The organism is Tsukamurella conjunctivitidis, from assembly GCF_007858475.1.
In the GTDB taxonomy this organism is placed as follows: domain Bacteria; phylum Actinomycetota; class Actinomycetes; order Mycobacteriales; family Mycobacteriaceae; genus Tsukamurella; species Tsukamurella conjunctivitidis.
The window spans coordinates 1-19,069 of the sequence record NZ_VIGX01000018.1 but is presented as its reverse complement, the minus strand read 5'-3'; the positions used below and the strand labels follow the sequence as shown (position 1 = coordinate 19,069).

Below are 19,069 nucleotides of genomic sequence, written 5' to 3'. Positions count from 1 at the left end.
CGACCGACGCCCCCATCACGCACGAATTCGTCCTCCCAGGACGAATTCTGCGCCACCTATCGTCGCCGGTGGACGATGTGATCGCCATCACGTCCGGCCTACCGTGGATGCACCCACCGGACTAGGAGCCACCGTGACCTTCGATTTCACCACCTTCGCCCACCTCCCCGGGGTGCGCGCCGCCGCGGCCCCGCACGCACCCGCGATCGCCGACGATGCGATCGACCTGGACAACGCCGCCTTCGACGGTGCGGTGCGCAGCGCCGCCGCGGCCCTCCGCGCGGCGGGCGTGGGTCCCGGCGACGTGGTCGCGGTGAAGCTGCCGAACACCGCGTTGCTCGTGGTCACCCTGTTCGCGGCCTGGCGCCTGGGCGCGGCCGCGACCCCGATCAACCCGTACCTCGCGCAGCCGGAGGTCGAGTACCAGGTGCAGGACGCGGGCGCGGCGGTGCTGGTCGCCGACGCGGACGCGCCGGCCGGGGTCGCCGTGATCGCCGCGGGCACGCTGCTCGACCACACCCCGGACGGAGCGGAGCCGGTCGCGGCACCGTCGGACCTCGCGCTGCTGATCTACACCTCGGGCACCACGGGGCGCCCGAAGGGCGTGATGCTCGACCACGCGAACCTGGTGGCGATGAGCGAGATGTCCTCGGCGGCCTTCGACTTCGACGCCGATGACCACAGCCTGCTGATCCTGCCCCTGTTCCACGTCAACGCCATCGTGGTGTCGACGCTCAACCCGCTGCGCGGGGGCGGCCGGGTGACCATCGCCGGCCGGTTCGACCCGCGCACCTTCTTCGGAGTCCTCGAGGAGACCGGCGCGACGTACTTCTCCGCGGTGCCCACGATCTACACGATGCTGGCGGGCCTCCCGCCCGAGGTGCGGCCGGACCTGTCGAAGGTACGCTTCGGTGTGTGCGGCGCGGCGCCCGCGAGCCGGGAACTGCTGGAGGGCTTCGAAGCCCGCTACGGTTTCCCGCTGATCGAGGGCTACGGCCTATCCGAGTGCACCTGCGCCGCCACCGTCAACCCGCTGCACGGCGTGAAGAAGGTCGGCACCGTCGGCCTCCCGCTCCCCGGCCAGCGACTGAAGATCGTCGACGGCGCCGGCGCGGAGCTCCCCGTCGGCGAGGCGGGCGAAGTGCTGCTCGCGGGCCCGAACATCATGCGCGGCTATCTGAACCGCCCCGAGGAGACGGCGAAGACGGTCGTCGACGGCTGGCTGCGCACCGGCGACGTGGGCGTCCTCGACCAGGACGGCTACCTCCGGCTCGTGGATCGCGCGAAGGACATGATCATCCGCGGCGGGGAGAACATCTACCCCAAGGAGATCGAGACCGCGGTGTACGGCGTGACCGGCGTCGCCGAGGCCGCAGTGATCGGCCGCCCGGACGCGAAGTACGGCGAACTGCCCGTGCTCTACGTCTCCGCCGCTCCCGGCATGCAGCTCGACGTCGACACGATCGCGGCGCACGCCAGGGAGCAGCTCGCGAAGTACAAGCAGCCCGTGGCGATCACGGTGCTCGGCGCGCTGCCGAAGAACCCCGTCGGAAAGATCGACAAGCCCGCCCTGCGCCGCCTCGACGCCGCCCCCACCACTGCCTGATCCGCCTCCACCCTAAGGACTTCTCTCATGGGATTCATGAAACCCGACCTCCCCGAGGTCGATCCGGCGGAGTTCATCACCCGCCCGCTCCAGGACCGGCTGCGCTTCGCCACCCAGCGCTGGGTGGATCACGGCTTCGGCACGCAGAAGGTCGCGTTCGTCATCTACGTCGTGAAGCTGCTGGTGCTCTACGCCTTCGGCGGCGTGCTCCTCGCCACCGCCACCTCGGGCCTGCACTTCTGGGAGGTGTCCACCTGGTGGAACCAACCCATCGTCTACCAGAAGCTGGTGCTGTGGACCACCCTGCTCGAGGCCGTCGGCGTGGCCGGCGCGTGGGGACCTCTCACCTTCAAGATCAAGCCCATGACCGGAGGCATCCGGTTCTGGGCCCGCACCGGGACCATCCGGCTGCGCCCGTACACCTGGGTCCCCGGTACCGCCGGCACCCGACGTACCGCGCTGGACGTCGGCCTCTACTGCCTCCTGCTCGCCTCGCTGGTGCTCGGTATCGCTCTTCCCGGCGTGATCGTCACCGATTCATCGCCGTACGAGCTCGTCGCTCCCTGGCTGATGATCGCTCCGGTCGCGCTGCTGGTACTGGTCGGCCTGCGGGACAAGACGATCTTCCTCGCCGCCCGCGGCGAGCAGTACATGCCCGCGTTGATCATGTTCGGCCTGCTGCCGCTGCTGTCCTTCGCGACGATGATCGTCGGGCTGAAACTGCTGATCGTGGTGGTCTGGGTCGGCGCCGGGATGTCGAAAATCGGCAAGCACTTCATCAACGTGATCCCCGTGATGGTCTCCAACTCCCCCTGCATGCCCTTCAAGGGCCTGCGCCGCGCCCACTACCGCAACGCCCCGCACGACCTGCTGCCGTCGAAGCTGGCCCGGTTCATGGCGGAGGGACTGGGCACCTTCGTCGAGATCGTCGCGCCGCTCATCCTGTTGTTCTCGATGAACCGCACCCTGACCGTGGTCTGCGCCGTCTTCATGGTCTGCTACCACCTGTTCATCATCTCCACCTTCCCGCTGGCCGTTCCGTTGGAGTGGAACCTCCTGTTCGCGTACACCGCGTTGTTCCTGTTCGTCGGATTCCCCGCGCAGGACGGCTATTCGGTGCTCGACATGTCGCCGGCGTGGCTGATCCTCGTCGTGCTGGCCGCGCTCCTCGCGTTCCCCGTGCTGGGCAACATCCGTCCCGACAAGGTCTCCTTCCTGCCCTCGCTGCGCCAGTACGCCGGCAACTGGGCGACGGGGATGTGGGCCTTCGCACCGGGGGCCGAGGAGAAGCTGAACCGGGTGCAGCGCCGGACGACGAACACCGTCGACCAGTTCGTGGCCACCGGTGTCTCGCGGGAGTGGGCCGAGACGCTCATGAACATGGGGCTCGGCTGGCGGGCCCTGCACAGCAACGGCCGCGGCCTGTTCTCCACCCTGCTGAGCCACGTGCCCGACGTGGAGGGCCGCACCCTGCGCGAGGGCGAGCTGGTGTGCAACACCATGATCGGCTTCAACTTCGGCGACGGCCACCTGCACGACGCGAGCCTGATCGCGGCGGTCCAGGAGCAGGCCGGCTTCGAGCCCGGCGAGCTGATCGTGGTGTGGGCGGAATCGCAGCCGATCACGCGGTTCTCGCAGGACTTCCAGATCATCGACGCCGCGCTCGGCGTGGTGGCGCGCGGCCGGTGGAGCGTCACGGAGTGCGTGACGACCCAGCCCTGGCTGCCCGACGGCCCCGTCGCGTGCGAGATCACCTGGTCAGCGGACCACGACCGCTTCCCGCTCGGTCTCGGGCTAGGCTCGCGGGCATGACCACCGGCACCGTCGTCGGCGGCGGGCCCAACGGGCTCGCCGCCGCGATCACCCTGGCCCGCGCGGGCGTCGAGACGACGTTGCTGGAGGCGGGCGACACCGTCGGCGGCGGCCTGCGCTCCTTCGAGGGGATCGTTCCCGGCCTGATCCACGACCACTGCGCGGCGATCCATCCCATGGCCGTCGGCTCCCCCTTCCTCGCGACGGTCGATCTCGCGGGCCACGGGCTGCGCTGGCGCTCCGCGGAACTCGAGTGCGTGCACCCGCTCGACGACGGCACGGCGGGGGTGCTGCACCGCGGCGTCGCCGACACCGCCGCGGGTCTCGGGCCCGACGGGGCCGCCTGGCGCGCCCTGTTCGGCCGGCCCGTGCGGAACTTCGACAAGATCGGACCGTCGATGCTGGGGCCGCTGCTGCGCGTGCCGCGGCACCCGGTGGCGCTGGCCGGCTTCGGTGCGCCCACTCCCCTGCCCGCCGCGGCGCTGGCGCGGGCCTTCCGCACGCCGCAGGCGCGCGGGCTCTGGGGTGGCGTCGCGGCGCACGCCTTCCGCCCGCTGCACGAGCCGATGAGTTCGGCGATCGGGAAGGGCATGCTCACGGCCGGCCACGCCTTCGGCTGGCAGGTGGCCGAGGGTGGTTCGGGGGCGATCGCCGCGGCACTGCTCGCCGAGTTCGAGGGCCTGGGCGGCCGGGTGGAGACCGGCGTGCGGGTGACCGCGGCGAATCTGCCCGCCGCCGATGTCACGCTCTTCGATCTGGACCCGCGCCAGGTCGCGTCGGTCCTCGGCGACCGCCTACCGGCCCGGGTGCGGCGCGCCTTCGCGCGCTTCCGGTACGGGCCCGGCGCGTTCAAGGTGGACTTCGCCGTCCAGGACGGCGTGCCCTGGACCAACCCCGACGCGCGGCGGTCGAGCACCGTCCACCTGGGCGGCGAGTTCGCGGAGATCGCCACGACCGAGCGGGCCATCGCGGCGGGGCGAATGCCCGAGCGGCCCTTCGTGCTCGTCGGGCAGCAGTACCTCGCCGACCCCTCGCGGAGCGTCGGCGACGTGCACCCCGTCTGGTCCTACGCCCACGTGCCGAGCGGCTACGCCGGCGACGCCACCGAGGCGATCGTCGCCCAGATCGAACGCTTCGCCCCCGGGTTTCGCGACCGCATCGTGGGCACGGCGGTCTGCTCCACCACCGAGATGTCCCGCTACAACGCCAACTTCGTCGGCGGGGACATCAACACCGGCTCCAAGGACCCGCTGCAACTCGTCTTCGGCCCGCGGATCACCCTGCAGCCGTACGACCTCGGTGTCCCCGGCATGTACATCTGCTCCGCCGCGACACCGCCCGGGCCCGCCGCCCACGGCATGTGCGGCCACCACGCCGCCACCCGGGCACTTGCGAAGCTGTAGGCCGGCTCAGGAACCTGCAGCGGTGAACACCTCGGAGAGGTAAGCCACGCTGTCGGACTCACCCTCATCGACCCGCTGGAAGCCCCTGCTCTGATCGGTGACGCGTACTGCCCGTCCGACACCACACGCAGTGGCCCACGAACGGCAGCGCCTCGTCAGTGGCAGCGTTCGCGGCCACAGGTGCGGTGGCAACCTCAGCGCGCGTCCGTCCCAGGCCGGTCCGGGAAGTCCACTGTCCTCCCCCTGGGCGGCAGGCTACTGCGCGGCGTACGCCGGCTCGCTGCGGAACCGGGAGATGCGGCCGTCGATGCCGCAGATCCGCCACATGAGCTTGCTCAGCGGGTTCATCAGGCCGCACCTCTCGGCCATCATCCGCACGTCGCCGAAGACGTCGCGCTTCATCTGCTGCGATTCGTCCGAGCGCCAGAAGATGTCCTTCTTCACCGACCGCGGGATCTCGAAGGTCTCCCAGAACTCCTTGGGCGGCATCATGATCATGGTCACCATGACGCGCATGGTGATGGGCAGCATCAGGGAGAGCACGAGCCGCGGGAACGCGCCGCGGGTCGGGATGCGGTGCTCGAGCAGCTGGTGTGCGAAGCCGATGTGGCGCGCCTCCTCCGCCACGTGGATCTGCATGATCGAGCTCATCGCCGGGTGCTGCTCGGAGCCCGAGCGCAGGAACTGCTTCTGCAGGTGGTCGATCGGCTCCTCGCCGCCGAGGACCATCATGTAGAAGTACAGCGGCGTCATGGTCGCGAAGAGCGGCACGATCGGCGAGATGCGGCGCAGGAACCAGCTGCCGCCCGGGACGTCCATGCCCACGCGGTTGACGAACTCCTGGAACATGAGCGTGTGCTGGCACTCCTCCTTCGCCTCGTGCGTGGCGTAGCGGAACTCCGGCGAGTTGTTCGGCAGGGCCGCCGTGTACTGCATGATCCCGCGGATCAGCATCGACTCGAACTGCAGGCCGACCTTCGCGACGTTCGCCTGGCGCCACATCCCGATCTCGATCTGCTTCGCCAGCGGCTGCGCCTGGTACCAGGGGTGCCGGCCGATGGGATCGAAGCGGGAATCGCAGACCCACCGGGGATCGTCCGGGACGATGGCGAGCTCGGGGTTGTCCCAGTCGATATCGAGGTATGGGTCGAAGTTCCGGTTGACCGACGCCTCCGACAGATCCTGCAGGGTCTGCTCGTACTCGGCCTGCCCGGGGAACGGGTTCCCCTGCGTGCGTCCCATGTGCGTGAGGGCCAGTCGCATCCACATCTCGCTTCCGTCCGCGGCCATCGTCGTCGTGATAGCCGTTTCGGAGCACTCTATCACTATCAATCAGCAGTGCTGGTTTCTTCGCTCACGGGCTAGGCGTAGGACAGGATCAGCACGACGACGGTGAAGCCGAGCATGCCCAGGCAGTTCACCCAGAACGTCGAGCCGAGGAAACCCGCCTTCACGTGCGCGACCGCGGCGCACACGAAGTAGGCGACCACGCCGGCGTTCGCCGCGACGCCCACACCCGGGTACCACAGCCCCGCGAGCAGCCCCGCCGTCGCGACCAGCTTGATGACGATGAGCGTCCACCACCAGTCCCGCGGGAACCGGACACCGTCGAGGCAGTCCTGGATGAACCCGGGCGGGCGCACCGACAGCAGAGCGTCGCCCAACAGGACGACCGCGAGCGCGACGGTGAGCCACGGCCAGTGCGGCGTGTCGATGAAACCGGTGGTCATTGCGATACCCCTTCTCCCAGGATCTGTCCTATCGCCTCGACGAGACGCTCCGCCGCGGCCTCCCGCGTCACCGCCCCACCCGAGGTGGCGAACAGCAGACCGATGTAGACGAAGTACAGAGTCCGGGCAGCAGCGCCGGGGTCGGCGCAGCCCGCGGCGGCGAAGATCCGCTCGAAATCGGACTGCAGCTCGTCGGCGAGGTCGCCGAAGGTCCGGGAGCGATGCTTCCCGCGAGCGAGAACCGCCGCGTACTCGCGGGAGAGGTCGCCGTCGGCGTTGAAGTACGTGACGAAGGGCGCGACGATGCCCACCAGTCGCGCGGTCGCCTCCGCGCGCCCGAGAGCCGGCAGCCCCTTGCCCGCGTCGCGAGACGTATGCACCGCCGCGATCCACTCGTCGACGATCGCGATGAGCAGCGCATCCTTGTCGCCGACGGCCATCACCGTACCGACGCTGACGCCGGCATCGGCGGCGATGGCGCGCACCGTCGTCCCCGCGAAGCCGTGGGCCCGGAAGGACCGGTCGGCGGCGGCGAGGACGCGAGCCCGCGTGCCGGCCTTGGCCTCCGCCCGTGATTGAACAGGTTCACTGAACATGTTCAGCACTCTACGGTCCGCCCTCAGGACACGCAAGAGCCCCGCCGGACGCGCGGTCCGACGGGGCTCTGCGGTGGTGCGGTGAGACCCTAGGCGGTCTCGGTGATCGGGCGATCGACCCAGCTCATCAGGTCGCGCAGCTTCTTGCCGGTGACCTCGATCGGGTGCTCGGCGTTCTCCTTGCGGAGGGCCTCGAGCTCCTTGTTGCCGCCCTCGACGTTCGCGACGAGGCGCTTGACGAAGGTGCCGTCCTGGATGTCCGTGAGGATGTCCTGCATGCGCTTCTTGGTGTCGGCGTCGATGACGCGCGGGCCCGAGAGGTAGCCGCCGAACTCCGCGGTGTCGGACACCGAGTAGTTCATGCGCGCGATGCCGCCCTCGTACATGAGATCCACAATGAGCTTCAGCTCGTGGAGGCACTCGAAGTAGGCCATCTCGGGGGCGTAGCCCGCCTCGACCAGCACCTCGAAGCCCACCTTGACGAGCTCCTCGGTGCCGCCGCAGAGCACGGCCTGCTCACCGAAGAGATCCGTCTCGGTCTCCTCCTTGAAGGTGGTCTTGATGACGCCGGCGCGGGCGCCGCCGATCGCGGCCGCGTAGCTCAGGGCGAGCGCCTGGCCGCCTCCGGTCGGATCCTGGTCCACGGCGATGAGGGCGGGGACGCCCTTGCCGTCGACGAACTGACGGCGGACGAGGTGGCCGGGGCCCTTGGGCGCGACCATCGCGACGGTGACGTTGGCCGGGGCCTCGATCAGCTTGAAGTGGATGTTCAGGCCGTGCCCGAAGAACAGCGCGTCGCCGTCCTTGAGGTTGGGCTCGATGTCGGCCTTGAAGATCTCCGCCTGCGCGGTGTCGGGCGCGAGCAGCATGATCACGTCGGCCCACGCGGCGACCTCGGCGGGCGTGCCCACGGTCAGCCCCTGCTCCTCGGCCTTGGCCCGCGACTTCGAGCCCTCCTTGAGGCCGATCCGCACGTCGACGCCGGAATCGCGCAGGCTCAGCGAGTGCGCGTGGCCCTGCGAGCCGTAGCCGATGACCGCGACCTTCTTGCCCTGGATGATGGAGAGGTCGGCGTCCTCGTCGTAGAACAGTTCGATTGCCACTGTGATTCGGTGTCCCTTCTGGTTTTTTGCAGTAGTTAAGTTAGCGGGTCGCGGTGATCGACTTCGGACCGCGTCCCAGCGCGATCACGCCGGACTGCGCGATCTCACGGATCCCGAAGGGATCCAGGACCGCCAGCAGCGCGTCGAGCTTGTCCGGCGTACCGGTGGCCTCGATGGTCACCGAGTCCGGCGAGACGTCGACGATCTTGGCACGGAACAGGTCGACGGTGTCGGTGACCTGGCCGCGCGAGGTGGCGTCCGCGCGCACCTTGATGAGCATGAGCTCACGCGCGACCGAGGTCGTCGAATCCTGTTCGACGATCTTGAGCACGGAGACCAGCTTGTTCAGCTGCTTGGTGACCTGCTCGAGGGGCAGCTCGTCGACCGTGACCACGATGGTCATGCGGCTGACGCCCTTGAGCTCGGTGCCGCCCACGGCGAGGGATTCGATGTTGAAGCCGCGGCGGGAGAACAGGGACGAGACGCGGGCGAGCACGCCCGGACGGTCCTCGACCAGGACGCTCAGCGTGTGCGTGGTGCTCACTTCTGCTCCTCCGAACGCTCCATCGCGGCGTGGATGACCGCGGGCTCGTCGGCCGCGTCGTCCTCGTCGAACAGCGGACGGATGTCCCGCGCCGCCATGATCTCGTCGTTGCTGGTGCCCGCGGCGACCATCGGCCACACCTGGGCGTCGGCGCCCACGATGAAGTCGATGACGACGGGGCGGTCGTTGATCTCCCGCGCCTGCGCGATCACGGCGTCGACGTCCTCCTCGCGCTCGCACCGGAAGGAGACGCAGCCCATCGCCTCGCCGAGCTTGACGAAGTCGGGGATGCGCATCGAGTGCGTCGACAGATCGGTGCTCGAGTAGCGCTGCTCGTAGAACAGGGTCTGCCACTGGCGGACCATGCCCAGGTTGCCGTTGTTGATGATCGCGACCTTGATCGGGGCGCCCTCGATCGCGGCGGTGGCGAGCTCCTGATTGGTCATCTGGAAGCAGCCGTCACCGTCGATCGCCCAGACCTCCTTCTCGGGCGCGCCCATCTTGGCGCCGAGGGCCGCGGGGACCGCGTAACCCATGGTGCCGAGACCGCCCGAGTTCAGCCAGGTGCGCGGCTTCTCGTACTTGACGAACTGGGCCGCCCACATCTGGTGCTGGCCGACGCCCGCGCAGTAGATCGCATCCGGGCCCGCGGCGACGCCGAGGCGCTCGATCACGTACTCGGGGCTCAGCGCACCGTCGGACTCCGGCTTGTAGGCCAGCGGGTAGGTCTTGCGGATGCCGTCCAGGTACTCCCACCACGCGCTCAGATCCGGGGCGGCGATGGTCGCGCGATCCTCGGAGATCGCGGCGATGAGCTCTGTGATGACCTCCTTGCAGTCGCCCACGATCGGGACGTCCGCGAAGCGGTTCTTGCCGATCTCGGCCGGGTCGATGTCGGCGTGGATGACCTTCGCATCGGGCGCGAAGGAGTCCAGCTTGCCGGTGACGCGGTCGTCGAACCGGGCGCCCAGCGTCACCAACAGATCGGAGCGCTGCAGCGCCGCCACGGCACCGACGGTGCCGTGCATGCCGGGCATGCCCATGTGCTGGGAGTGGCTGTCCGGGAAGACGCCGCGCGCCATCAGGGTCGTGACCACCGGAATGCCGGTCAGCTCGGCCAGCTTGAGCAGCTCCTCCGAGGCCTCCGCCTTGAGCACGCCACCGCCGACGTAGAGCACGGGCGACTTCGCCGCGGCGATGAGGCGCGCGGCCTCGCGGATCTGCTTGCCGTGCGGCTTGGTCACGGGGCGGTACCCGGGCAGGTCGATCTGCGGCGGCCACGAGAAGACGGTGTCCTCCTGCAGCACGTCCTTCGGGATGTCGACCAGCACGGCGCCGGGACGACCGCTCTGCGCGAGGTAGAAGGCCTCGGCGATGACGCGAGGGATGTCGGCCGCGTCGTAGACCAGGAAGTTGTGCTTCGTCACGGGCATCGTGATGCCCGAGATATCGGCCTCCTGGAAGGCGTCCGTGCCGATCAGCGGGCGGCCGACCTGGCCGGTGATGGCGACGATCGGCACCGAGTCCATCTGCGCGTCCGCGAGCGGCGTCACCAGGTTGGTGGCGCCGGGTCCCGAGGTCGCCATGCACACGCCGACCTTGCCGGTCGCCTGGGCGTAGCCGGTGGCGGCGTGGCCTGCGCCCTGCTCGTGGCGCACCAGGACGTGGCGGACCTTCTTGGAGTCGAGGAGCGGGTCGTAGACCGGGAGGATGCAACCGCCGGGAATGCCGAAGACCGTGTCCACACCGATCTCCTCGAGCGACCGGACCACCGACTGCGCGCCGGTGACGCGCTCGGGGGCCACGACGCGGGCGCCCTCGAGGGCGCTGTGCGCGACGTCGGCTGCGACGTGCTGCTTCGAGGCGGCGGAATGCGCGCCGGGGATCCCGGCGCCGGGCTTACGGGCCCCGGGCTTCTGCCCTGGATGGGGCCGAGCTGTAGGTGCGCTCACGATGTGACCTTCTCACCACTCTTGCGGTGCTCTGCTCTATGGACGTATCGGCGGGCGGCGCTGCCCGAAGACTATCCGGGCAACAAAAAACCCCCGTCAGCGGTAGCTGAGCGAGGGTAGCGCGTCGATGCTGGTGTGAAACGGATGCAACCGGTTCAGGCGGCGACGCGCCGACCGATTACGAGGAGCTGGTAGCTGTGCTTCACACCAGTGAAACTAGGCGCTGATGTGCAGTCGCGTCAAACCAGTGAGCAACCCCGTCCCACATTCTGGGAACCGCCTGCCGCATGCGACAATGCGTGTTATGAGCGAGCGCGCCGCGAAGCAGCCGGGCACGACCGGAACCACCCGCACCGTGACCACCGATCACACGTCGGACACGGCCGTGCCGATCGACGCGGGTGACCGGGTCGTCTTCAAACATCCCCGCATCGCGCTGCTCGGCGTCGGACTGTTCGCCATCTGCCTCGCCCCGATCGCCGGCCCCTGGACCCTGGGCCGCTCCGTCGACGGAGGAGCCGCCGGCACCGGGATCATGCTCCTCGGCTGGTTCATGCTGATCGCGCCCATCCTGCTCGCCCTGTGGATCCTGCGCGTACGCACCGTCGTCGGCCCCGACGGGATCCGATCGGTCCGGGTCCTCGGCGCCACCACGATCGGATGGGACGAACTGGCAGGCATTAGAATCGGACGCAACGGTGCGGTGTACGCAGTCCGCACCGACGGTTCCGAGGTGCGACTACCCGCCGTCACCATCAGCCAGCTCCCCCGCGTCGCGGTCGCCTCCGGCGGCCGGATCCCGGACGTCACCGCGGAATAATTCCCGCCGGACAGACCTTTTCCTGTTCACGGGGAGCGCGTCTCCTCCACCAGCCCGCACGATACGAAGATCCGAGGCGAGAAGCACATGCCACCGCTCCGCTCACGCACCACCACCGTCGGACGAGAAGCCGCCGGAGCGCGCGCGCTCTGGCGCGCCACCGGAATGACCGACGACGACTTCGGTAAGCCGATCATCGCGATCGCCAACTCCTACACGCAGTTCGTGCCCGGTCACGTGCACCTGAAGAACGTCGGCGAGATCGTCGCGGAGGCGGTCGTCGCGGCGGGGGGTGTGGCCAAGGAGTTCCACACCATCGCGGTGGACGACGGAATCGCGATGGGTCACGGCGGCATGCTCTACTCGCTGCCGAGTCGCGAGATCATCGCCGACTCGGTCGAGTACATGGTCAACGCCCACACCGCCGACGCGCTGGTCTGCATCTCGAACTGCGACAAGATCACGCCCGGCATGCTCAACGCCGCGATGCGCCTGAACATCCCCACCGTGTTCGTCTCCGGCGGGCCCATGGAGGCCGGCACCTCGGTCGTCATCAACGGCGTCGTCCGCCCCGGCACCGACCTCATCGACGCGATCTCGGCGTCCGCCGACGGCAACGTCAGCGACACCGAACTGCTCGAGGTGGAGCGCTCCGCGTGCCCGACGTGCGGTTCGTGTTCGGGCATGTTCACCGCCAACTCCATGAACTGCCTCACCGAGGCCCTCGGCCTGTCGCTGCCCGGCAACGGGTCGACCCTCGCCACGCAGACCGCGCGTCGCGACCTGTTCACCCGGGCCGGCGAGCTGGTCGTCGACATCGCCAAGCAGTACTACCAGGACGACGACGAGTCGGTCCTCCCCCGCAACGTCGCGACCCGCGAGGCCTTCGAGAACGCGATGGCGCTCGATGTCGCGATGGGCGGCTCCACCAATACCGTCCTGCACATCCTGGCAGCGGCGCAGGAGGGCGAGATCGACTTCGACCTGCACGACATCGACCGCATCTCGCGGAACGTGCCCTGCCTGGCGAAGGTCGCCCCGAATTCGCCGAAGTACTACATGGAGCACGTCCACCGGGCCGGCGGCATCCCCGCCATCCTCGGCGAGCTGAACCGCGCCGGGCTGCTGAACACCGACGTCCGCCCGGTGCATTCGCCCTCGCTCCAGGCCTACCTGGCCGATTGGGACATCCGCGGCGGTACCGCCACCGACGCGGCGATCGAACTCTTCCACGCAGCTCCCGGTGGGGTGCGCACCACCGAGCCGTTCTCCACGTCGAACCGGTGGGAATCGCTGGACACCGACGCCGCGGACGGCTGCATCCGCGACTTCGAGCACGCGTACACGGTCGAGGGCGGCCTGTGCGTACTGCGCGGCAACATCGCACGGAACGGGGCCATCCTCAAGACCGCGGGAGTCGACGAGGACCTGTGGCACTTCCAGGGCCCGGCGCGCGTCGTCGAGAGCCAGGAGGACGCCGTCCACGCGATCCTGTCGAAGGAGCTGCAGGCCGGCGAGGTCCTGGTGATCCGCTACGAGGGCCCGGCGGGCGGACCGGGAATGCAGGAGATGCTCCACCCGACCGCCTTCATGAAGGGCACGGGCATGGGCAAGAAGTGCGGCCTCGTGACCGACGGCCGGTTCTCGGGCGGCTCGTCGGGTCTGGTGATCGGCCACGCCTCGCCGGAGGCCGCGTCCGGCGGCGATATCGGGCTCGTCGAGAACGGCGACGAGATCCTCATCGACGTCCACTCGCGCACCCTGAAGGTCCTCGTCGACGACGAGGAGCTCGCGCGTCGCCGGGCCAAGATGGAGGCTTCGGAGCGGCCGTGGCAGCCCAAGGACCGGCAGCGGACCGTCACCACGGCGCTGCGGGCCTACGCCGCCCTGGCCACCTCGGCCGACAAGGGCGCGGTCCGGCACGTGCCGTAAGCGCACCGTCGAACGCGAACGCCCGGCACTCCCTCGCGGGAGGCCGGGCGTTCGGCATCTGGACGGCTACTGCTTGACCAGCGGGTTCGCTCCGTTGAGCAGGATCCAGACGGTGACCGCCGCGGCCACCGCGACGACGAGCCACACGACCGAACCGATGTGCGGGCGGCGCGCCCAGCCGCGGTTGAAGTCCAACGACAGCCGCCCCGGGCCGGTGAGGATGATCGCCACCGACGCGAGGAGGAGCAGCAGCTCGAACTCGACGCCCTTGTCCTGCGCGAAGAAGACGAAGCCGTTACCGGCGGTCGTCAGCTTGAACAGCGTCGCGGAGAGCATCACGCCCACCGCGCCGGCAGCGGCGATCGGCGTGAGGAGGCCGAGGATGAGCATCGCGCCGCCGCCGAGCTCGACGACGCCCGTGGCGATCGCGATGATCTTGGTGAACCGCTCGAAGCCGAGCGACGGGTCGGCGCCGTTCTGCAGGTAGGCGGCGAAGCCGTCGATGCCGGGCCCGCCCCAGATGCCGAAGAGCTTCTGGATGCCGTGCGCGACCAGGATGACGCCGACGGCCACGCGCAGCACGAGCAGCCCGAGGTCGGTCGTGCCGCGCCGCGCGGCCTTACGCGCCTCCTCCAGTTCCGCGGGGACGTCGGCGACGGGCTTGCCGAATCGGCGGCCGGGCGGCGGCGCGATCTGCTCGGTGGCCGCGGTCTCGAGCGGAATGCCCTCCGCCTCGGCGCGGGCCTGGGCGGCGCGCTCGCGGCCCCGCCGACGGTTGTACCGCTTACCGAACTCGTCCCGCTCGTCACTCGACAGGTCGGCGCGCTCGGTGGCGGCGTCCGGACTCCCCGGTGTTCCGGAGGTGGAGATCGCCGCCGTGGCCGCGTTCGCCGCGGCGATCGCGGCGGCCAGGTCGCTGGTGTCCGGCACGGACGCGGCCGGCTCGCCGCCACCCGATGGTGCCGGGGTCGCCGCTGCGGGCGTGCTCGCGGCCGTCGGCGCACTCGAGGCGGCGGGCGGATCCGCGGGCGTCGTGCCCGCCGGTTCGTCGCGGTACCGCGGAAGCACCGGCCCGATCCCCGTGTCCGAATCGTCGTGGGGGTCCAGGATGAACCCGCCGGTGGGGTGCCGCTCGCCGAACCGGGGCAGTTCGCCCGTGGACCGGAAGTCAAAAGGGGACTCGCCCGCACCCTCGCTGGTCTCGTTCTCGGTTCCGTCCTTGTCACTCACGGAAACCACCCTAGAGTGCGAACGCGCCGTGGGCTGGGAGCGAACCGCGCACCGGTCCGATCGGTAGGGTGGCGGCATGAGTGAGGGGACCCGGCGCGCGCGTTCCGGCGCGCGGCGAGCGGTCGTGGTCGCGACGGCGGCGGCGCTGCTGGCGGGCTGCGCGGACTTCTCCGGCAGCGAGGCCGCGCCCTTCACCGGCCCGCCGACGGGCCAGGTGACCACGAAGAAGGCGCCGCCCACGAGCAGGACACCCAAGCCGGACGGCCCGTGCATCGACAAGAACGTCGCCGTCGTCGCGACCTGTCTCGATACCCCCACCGCAATCATCCCCACGGACACGGCCGAACATTCGATCGTCGCGCAGCGCAACGGCGTGATCACGTACACGACGACCGACCAGCCCAATCGGGAGATCCTCCGGCTGGACGTCGATACGTCGGGCGACGGCGGGCTCGCATCGATCGCGCTGTCGCCCACCTACGAGCAGGACCGGCTCATCTATGCCCTGATCACCACTCCGACGGACAATCGCATCGTTCGGGTCACTCAGGGCGACGTGCCCAAGGTCGTGTTCGCAGGGATTCCCAAGGGCTCCGTCGGGAACCTCGGTTCCCTCGTGTTCACGCCGGCCGGGCTGATGGTGGCCGCGGGCAACGCTGGCGATCCGGGTGCGGCCTCCAATCCAGCGTCCCTCGCGGGGAAGGTCTTCCTCCTGGACGGAGCACCCGGTCAGCGTGCCAACCCCCGCATCCTGGCGACGAACGGTGGCGTGCGCTCGTCTCTCTGCCTCGATCCTCTCAATCCGAAGGGACCGGTCTACGTCGCCGATGACGGTCCCACCGCCGATACCCTCAGGGTTCTGCGCCCGAATTCCCCCGCCGAGACCGTGTGGTCCTGGCCTGAGCGCCCCGGCGCGCTGGGCTGCGGCGTCAGCGGTGAGTGGATCGGCGTCTCGCAGCGCGGCGTCGACAGCATCTATTTCCTCAAGCTCAAGGACGGCGGGCCGCTCGTAGACGGAGAGCCTGTGCGCTTCTCCACCGCGAACGGGAGCTACGGGCACTTCGGGCGCATCGGTGGCGGGCCGGAGGAGAAGACCATGCTCGGCGGGACTGTCAATCGCACGTCCGGCGGCGCGACACCGAACGACGACCGAGTCGTGCTAATCGTCCCGCCCGATCAGACAACGACCGGCGAAGGCCCGGACTGATCCGACGAACGCGGAGCCGCATCGCGCACGTCCGGTCCCGGCGCTCGTCGTCGGCTCGGATCGGCGATGAGCCCACCCGCGATCATGGCGTCGCACAGCGCTCGGCCGGCCAGGCCATCGTGATCAGCGATGTCACCGCGATCGCGGCGCGGGGTGCGCCGTCACTCGCACGCAGCGAGGACCAGCTCGCGGACGCGTGCCGCGTCGGCCTGGCCGCGGGTGGCCTTCATGACGTCGCCCACGATCTTGCCCGCGGCCTGGACCTTGCCGGCCTTGATCTTGTCCACGATATCGGGGTTGGCGGCGAGCGCCTCGTCGACGGCCTTCTGCAGCGCACCGTCGTCGCGGACCACCTCGAGGCCGCGAGCGGCGACGACCTCGTCGGGCCCGCCCTCGCCGTCCAGCACGCCCACGATCACCTGCTGCGCCAGCTTGCTGGTGAGCTTGCCCTCGTCGACCAGGGCGATCACCCGGGCCACCTGGGCCGGGGTGATGGCCAGCGCGTCGAGCTCCACGGAGCGCGTGTTCGCCTGCTGCGGCAGGAAGCTGCCCCACCACGACCGTGCGGCGTCGGGCGTCGCGCCCGCATCGACGGTGGCGATGATCGCGTCGATCGCGCCGAGGTTCACCAGGTCGCGCATGACCTCGTCGGAGAGGCTCCAGTCGGCCTGGATCCGGGCGCGGCGCAGCCACGGCAGCTCGGGGATCGTGCCCCGCAGCTCCTCGACGAGTTCCGCTGCGGGCGCGACGGGACCGAGGTCCGGGTCGGGGAAGTAGCGGTAGTCGTCCGCGGTCTCCTTGGGGCGACCGGCGGTCGTGGTGCCGTCGCCCTCCTGGAAGTGACGGGTCTCGAGGACGACGGTGCCGCCGGCGTCGAGAACGGCCGCCTGGCGGCGCATCTCGTACCGCACCGCGACCTCGACGGAGCGCAGGGAGTTGACGTTCTTGGTCTCCGTGCGGGTGCCGAACTCGGTGGAGCCCACGGGCTTGAGCGAGACGTTCGAGTCGCAGCGCATCGAGCCCTGGTCCATCCGGACATCGGAGACGTCCAGTGAGGCGAGCAGGTCGCGCAGTGCGGTCACGTACGCGCGGGCGATCTCGGGCGCCCGCTCCCCTGCTCCCTCGATGGGGCGGGTGACGATCTCGACCAGCGGGACCCCCGCGCGGTTGAAGTCGAGCAGCGAGTGCGAGGCGCCGTGGATCCGGCCCGTCGCGGAGCCGATGTGCGTCGACTTGCCCGTGTCCTCCTCCATGTGCGCGCGCTCGATCTCCACGCGCCACGTGGTGCCGTCCTCGAGCGGCACGTCCACGTAGCCGTCGTACGCGATCGGGTCCTCGTACTGACTGATCTGGTAGTTCTTCGGCTGGTCCGGGTAGAAGTAGTTCTTCCGCGCGAACACCGAGCTCGGCCGGATGGAGCAGTTCAGCGCCAGGCCGATGCGAATGGCCGAGCGCACCGCTTCGCTGTTCACGACGGGCAGTGCGCCCGGCATTCCGAGGCACGTGGGGCACACCTGCGTGTTCGGGTCGGCGCCGAACTCGGTGCGGCAGCCGCAGAACATCTTGGTGGCGGTGCCGAGCTCGACGTGGACCTCCATGCCCATGACGGGCTCGTAGCGGGCGACGACGTCCGCGTACTCGGGAAGGTCGATATCGGCAAGCTCGGCACTCATGCCCCCAGCCTAATGGGCGCCGGTCAGCGCACCGAGACGGCCACCGCGTCTGCGGTCACCGTGATGGTGCCCGAGACGAAGCCCGAGTCCGAACCCGTGATCGGCCTGCCGTCGCGCCCGGTCGCGGTGAACGTCCACGGACGGGTGTCGCGGAAGGAGACCTCGCCGTCGCGGACGGTCTCGCCGAGGTCGATGTCCTGGACGTTCGGGGCGGTCCAGGTGTACGTGCCGTTCTCACCGGAGAAGTCCGACTGCGGGCAACCCGACGGGTAGCGGTCCTTCGACGCGGCGCACGCGGAGTACTTCGCGGCGATCTGCTCCCTGGCGGAGGTCTTCCCGGCGTCGCTCAGGCCGAAGGCGATGCTCAACGTACTGCCCACGCTGTAGCGCGACAGTCCGTTCACCGGGGCCTGCCCCTTGTTGTCACCGACGGTGATCTTCTCCTGCTGCGGCACCAGGTACTTGTTGACCGAGCCGAGGTCGAGTGCGCCGGGGAAGACGTACACGACGCCGGACGCGGGTAGCGGCTTACCGAGGATGGTGACGTTCTTCTTGTCCGAGTCGTACGACGAGTACGGCTTGAGCTGGACCGCCGCGGTCTGCAGCTTCCACTCGTCGCCCACCTTCTCGAGGCTCAGGTTCTCGTCGTAGGAGACCTCACCGATCGTCACCGTCAGGTGCACCGAGCCCATGTAGCTGTCGGTCTCGCTGACGATCTTGAGGTCCTTGATCGGCGCCAACTCGCGCTGCTTGCGCAGCACCTCATCGGTGAGCAGCTCGGTGGAGGCGGGGGCCTCCTTGCCGTAGCCGAGTGCCTTCTTGGCGTCGCCGGCCTGCAGCGCGGCGAAGTAGGCCTTGACGGTGCCGCCGGGCGAGCCGGTGTCGCCGCCACCACCCACACTCTTCACGATGGCGATGCCGGCGATGAGGATGATCACGAGCACCACGGCGCCGCCGCCGATCAGGGCGGGGATCAGCCAGGAGGGCCGCGGCTTCTTCGGCGCGCCGGGGCCGGGTGGGAACGGGGGCGTACCGGGCCCCGGCGGGCCGGCGGCGGGGAAGCCCTGCGCCGGGTACTGGGGGTGCGACGACGGCCCGCCCTGCGGATACGACGGTGCACCGTACGGTGGGGCGCCGGCGGCCGGGTTCTCGGGCTGCCAGGTGGGGCGCAGCTGCGTCTGCTCGTTCGGGTCGGACGGATCCTGCCCCGGGTTGAACCCCGGGTTCGAGGGAGGATTCGGATTCATACCCGGAATTGTGTACGACGCCTCTTAAGGATCGCTTCAGGGAGGCCAATCCCCTCGTGCCGGCCGGGCATCACGCCGCGCACGGTCTCAGCCGAAGAAGGTGGCGGCGTCGTCGTAGCGCTCGCGGGGGACGCGTTTGAGTTGTTTCACGGCGTCGGCGAGGGGGACGAGGGTGATCTGGGTGCCGTGGAGGGCGACCATCTGTCCGACTGCG

15 protein-coding genes and 1 pseudogene are annotated in these 19,069 nt (G+C 69.7%); 6 read left to right on the top strand and 10 right to left on the bottom strand.

Features of this window, described 5'->3' with window-relative positions; all coding sequences use genetic code 11:
- Positions 1-133 precede the first annotated feature (133 nt).
- The 3 genes from FK530_RS20400 to FK530_RS20390 are packed head-to-tail and all read left to right on the top strand — an operon-like array spanning position 134 to position 4,821.
- The gene (locus FK530_RS20400) at positions 134-1,606 is read left to right on the top strand and encodes a class I adenylate-forming enzyme family protein (protein WP_146488812.1); all 1,473 of its coding nucleotides are present in this window, start codon (positions 134-136) and stop codon (positions 1,604-1,606) included.
- Positions 1,607-1,633: 27 nt separating this feature from the next.
- Positions 1,634-3,418, top strand: coding sequence for a DUF3556 domain-containing protein (locus tag FK530_RS20395; protein ID WP_146488811.1), 1,785 nt, complete (start codon positions 1,634-1,636; stop codon positions 3,416-3,418).
- A complete protein-coding gene (locus FK530_RS20390) occupies positions 3,415-4,821 on the top strand; it encodes a phytoene desaturase family protein (protein ID WP_146488810.1) in 1,407 nt (468 codons plus the stop codon). The genes FK530_RS20395 and FK530_RS20390 overlap by 4 nt, the downstream gene beginning before the upstream one ends.
- 255 nt (positions 4,822-5,076) lie before the next feature.
- On the opposite strand, the gene FK530_RS20385 is transcribed toward FK530_RS20390, so the two are convergent.
- From FK530_RS20385 to FK530_RS20360, 6 genes are all read right to left on the bottom strand, one after another.
- Complete coding sequence (locus FK530_RS20385; RefSeq protein WP_146488859.1) at positions 5,077-6,084, bottom strand: AurF N-oxygenase family protein; 1,008 nt, start codon at positions 6,082-6,084, stop codon at positions 5,077-5,079.
- A 98-nt stretch (positions 6,085-6,182) separates the two neighbouring features.
- The gene (locus FK530_RS20380) at positions 6,183-6,551 is read right to left on the bottom strand and encodes a DoxX family protein (protein WP_146488809.1); all 369 of its coding nucleotides are present in this window, start codon (positions 6,549-6,551) and stop codon (positions 6,183-6,185) included.
- Complete coding sequence (locus FK530_RS20375) at positions 6,548-7,147, bottom strand: TetR/AcrR family transcriptional regulator (protein WP_146488808.1); 600 nt, start codon at positions 7,145-7,147, stop codon at positions 6,548-6,550. Before FK530_RS20375 ends, FK530_RS20380 begins: the two co-directional genes overlap by 4 nt.
- Before the next feature lie 89 nt (positions 7,148-7,236).
- A complete protein-coding gene (ilvC, locus tag FK530_RS20370; RefSeq protein WP_146488807.1) occupies positions 7,237-8,250 on the bottom strand; it encodes a ketol-acid reductoisomerase in 1,014 nt (337 codons plus the stop codon).
- A 40-nt stretch (positions 8,251-8,290) separates the two neighbouring features.
- Positions 8,291-8,794, bottom strand: a complete 504-nt coding sequence (gene ilvN / locus FK530_RS20365; protein WP_013127475.1) for an acetolactate synthase small subunit — start codon at positions 8,792-8,794, stop codon at positions 8,291-8,293.
- Complete coding sequence (locus tag FK530_RS20360) at positions 8,791-10,746, bottom strand: acetolactate synthase large subunit (protein WP_146488806.1); 1,956 nt, start codon at positions 10,744-10,746, stop codon at positions 8,791-8,793. The genes ilvN and FK530_RS20360 overlap by 4 nt, the downstream gene beginning before the upstream one ends.
- Before the next feature lie 304 nt (positions 10,747-11,050).
- Here FK530_RS20360 and FK530_RS20355 point away from each other — a divergent pair, with 304 nt between their 5' ends.
- A complete protein-coding gene (locus FK530_RS20355; protein WP_158645160.1) occupies positions 11,051-11,566 on the top strand; it encodes a PH domain-containing protein in 516 nt (171 codons plus the stop codon).
- Positions 11,567-11,653: 87 nt separating this feature from the next.
- Positions 11,654-13,498, top strand: coding sequence for a dihydroxy-acid dehydratase (ilvD, locus tag FK530_RS20350; protein WP_146488804.1), 1,845 nt, complete (start codon positions 11,654-11,656; stop codon positions 13,496-13,498).
- 66 nt (positions 13,499-13,564) lie between these two features.
- Here ilvD and FK530_RS20345 read toward each other — a convergent pair whose 3' ends face one another.
- The gene (locus tag FK530_RS20345; RefSeq protein WP_158645159.1) at positions 13,565-14,728 is read right to left on the bottom strand and encodes a DoxX family protein; all 1,164 of its coding nucleotides are present in this window, start codon (positions 14,726-14,728) and stop codon (positions 13,565-13,567) included.
- Positions 14,729-14,852: 124 nt separating this feature from the next.
- Between FK530_RS20345 and FK530_RS20340 the strand changes: the two genes are divergently transcribed.
- Complete coding sequence (locus tag FK530_RS20340; protein WP_158645158.1) at positions 14,853-15,935, top strand: PQQ-dependent sugar dehydrogenase; 1,083 nt, start codon at positions 14,853-14,855, stop codon at positions 15,933-15,935.
- 161 nt (positions 15,936-16,096) lie between these two features.
- Here FK530_RS20340 and gatB read toward each other — a convergent pair whose 3' ends face one another.
- The 3 genes and pseudogenes from gatB to FK530_RS26760 all read right to left on the bottom strand — a co-directional run.
- Positions 16,097-17,608: an Asp-tRNA(Asn)/Glu-tRNA(Gln) amidotransferase subunit GatB gene (gene gatB / locus FK530_RS20335; RefSeq protein WP_146488801.1), complete on the bottom strand. Its 1,512-nt coding sequence runs from the start codon at positions 17,606-17,608 to the stop codon at positions 16,097-16,099.
- A gap of 23 nt (positions 17,609-17,631) precedes the next feature.
- Complete coding sequence (locus FK530_RS20330) at positions 17,632-18,855, bottom strand: DUF4878 domain-containing protein (RefSeq protein ID WP_146488800.1); 1,224 nt, start codon at positions 18,853-18,855, stop codon at positions 17,632-17,634.
- An 87-nt stretch (positions 18,856-18,942) separates the two neighbouring features.
- A pseudogene (locus FK530_RS26760) lies at positions 18,943-19,069 on the bottom strand (6-phosphofructokinase); the annotation flags it as partial.

Bases quoted from the DNA above. Each gene is read 5' to 3' on its own strand.
- FK530_RS20395 (WP_146488811.1), top strand. From the start codon at position 1,634: ATGGGATTCATGAAACCCGACCTCCCCGAGGTCGATCCGGCGGAGTTC.
- FK530_RS20390 (WP_146488810.1), top strand. From the start codon at position 3,415: ATGACCACCGGCACCGTCGTCGGCGGCGGGCCCAACGGGCTCGCCGCC.
- FK530_RS20385 (WP_146488859.1), bottom strand. From the start codon at position 6,084: ATGCGACTGGCCCTCACGCACATGGGACGCACGCAGGGGAACCCGTTC.
- FK530_RS20380 (WP_146488809.1), bottom strand. From the start codon at position 6,551: ATGACCACCGGTTTCATCGACACGCCGCACTGGCCGTGGCTCACCGTC.
- FK530_RS20375 (WP_146488808.1), bottom strand. From the start codon at position 7,147: ATGTTCAGTGAACCTGTTCAATCACGGGCGGAGGCCAAGGCCGGCACG.
- FK530_RS20355 (WP_158645160.1), top strand. From the start codon at position 11,051: ATGAGCGAGCGCGCCGCGAAGCAGCCGGGCACGACCGGAACCACCCGC.
- ilvD (WP_146488804.1), top strand. From the start codon at position 11,654: ATGCCACCGCTCCGCTCACGCACCACCACCGTCGGACGAGAAGCCGCC.
- gatB (WP_146488801.1), bottom strand. From the start codon at position 17,608: ATGAGTGCCGAGCTTGCCGATATCGACCTTCCCGAGTACGCGGACGTC.
- FK530_RS20330 (WP_146488800.1), bottom strand. From the start codon at position 18,855: ATGAATCCGAATCCTCCCTCGAACCCGGGGTTCAACCCGGGGCAGGAT.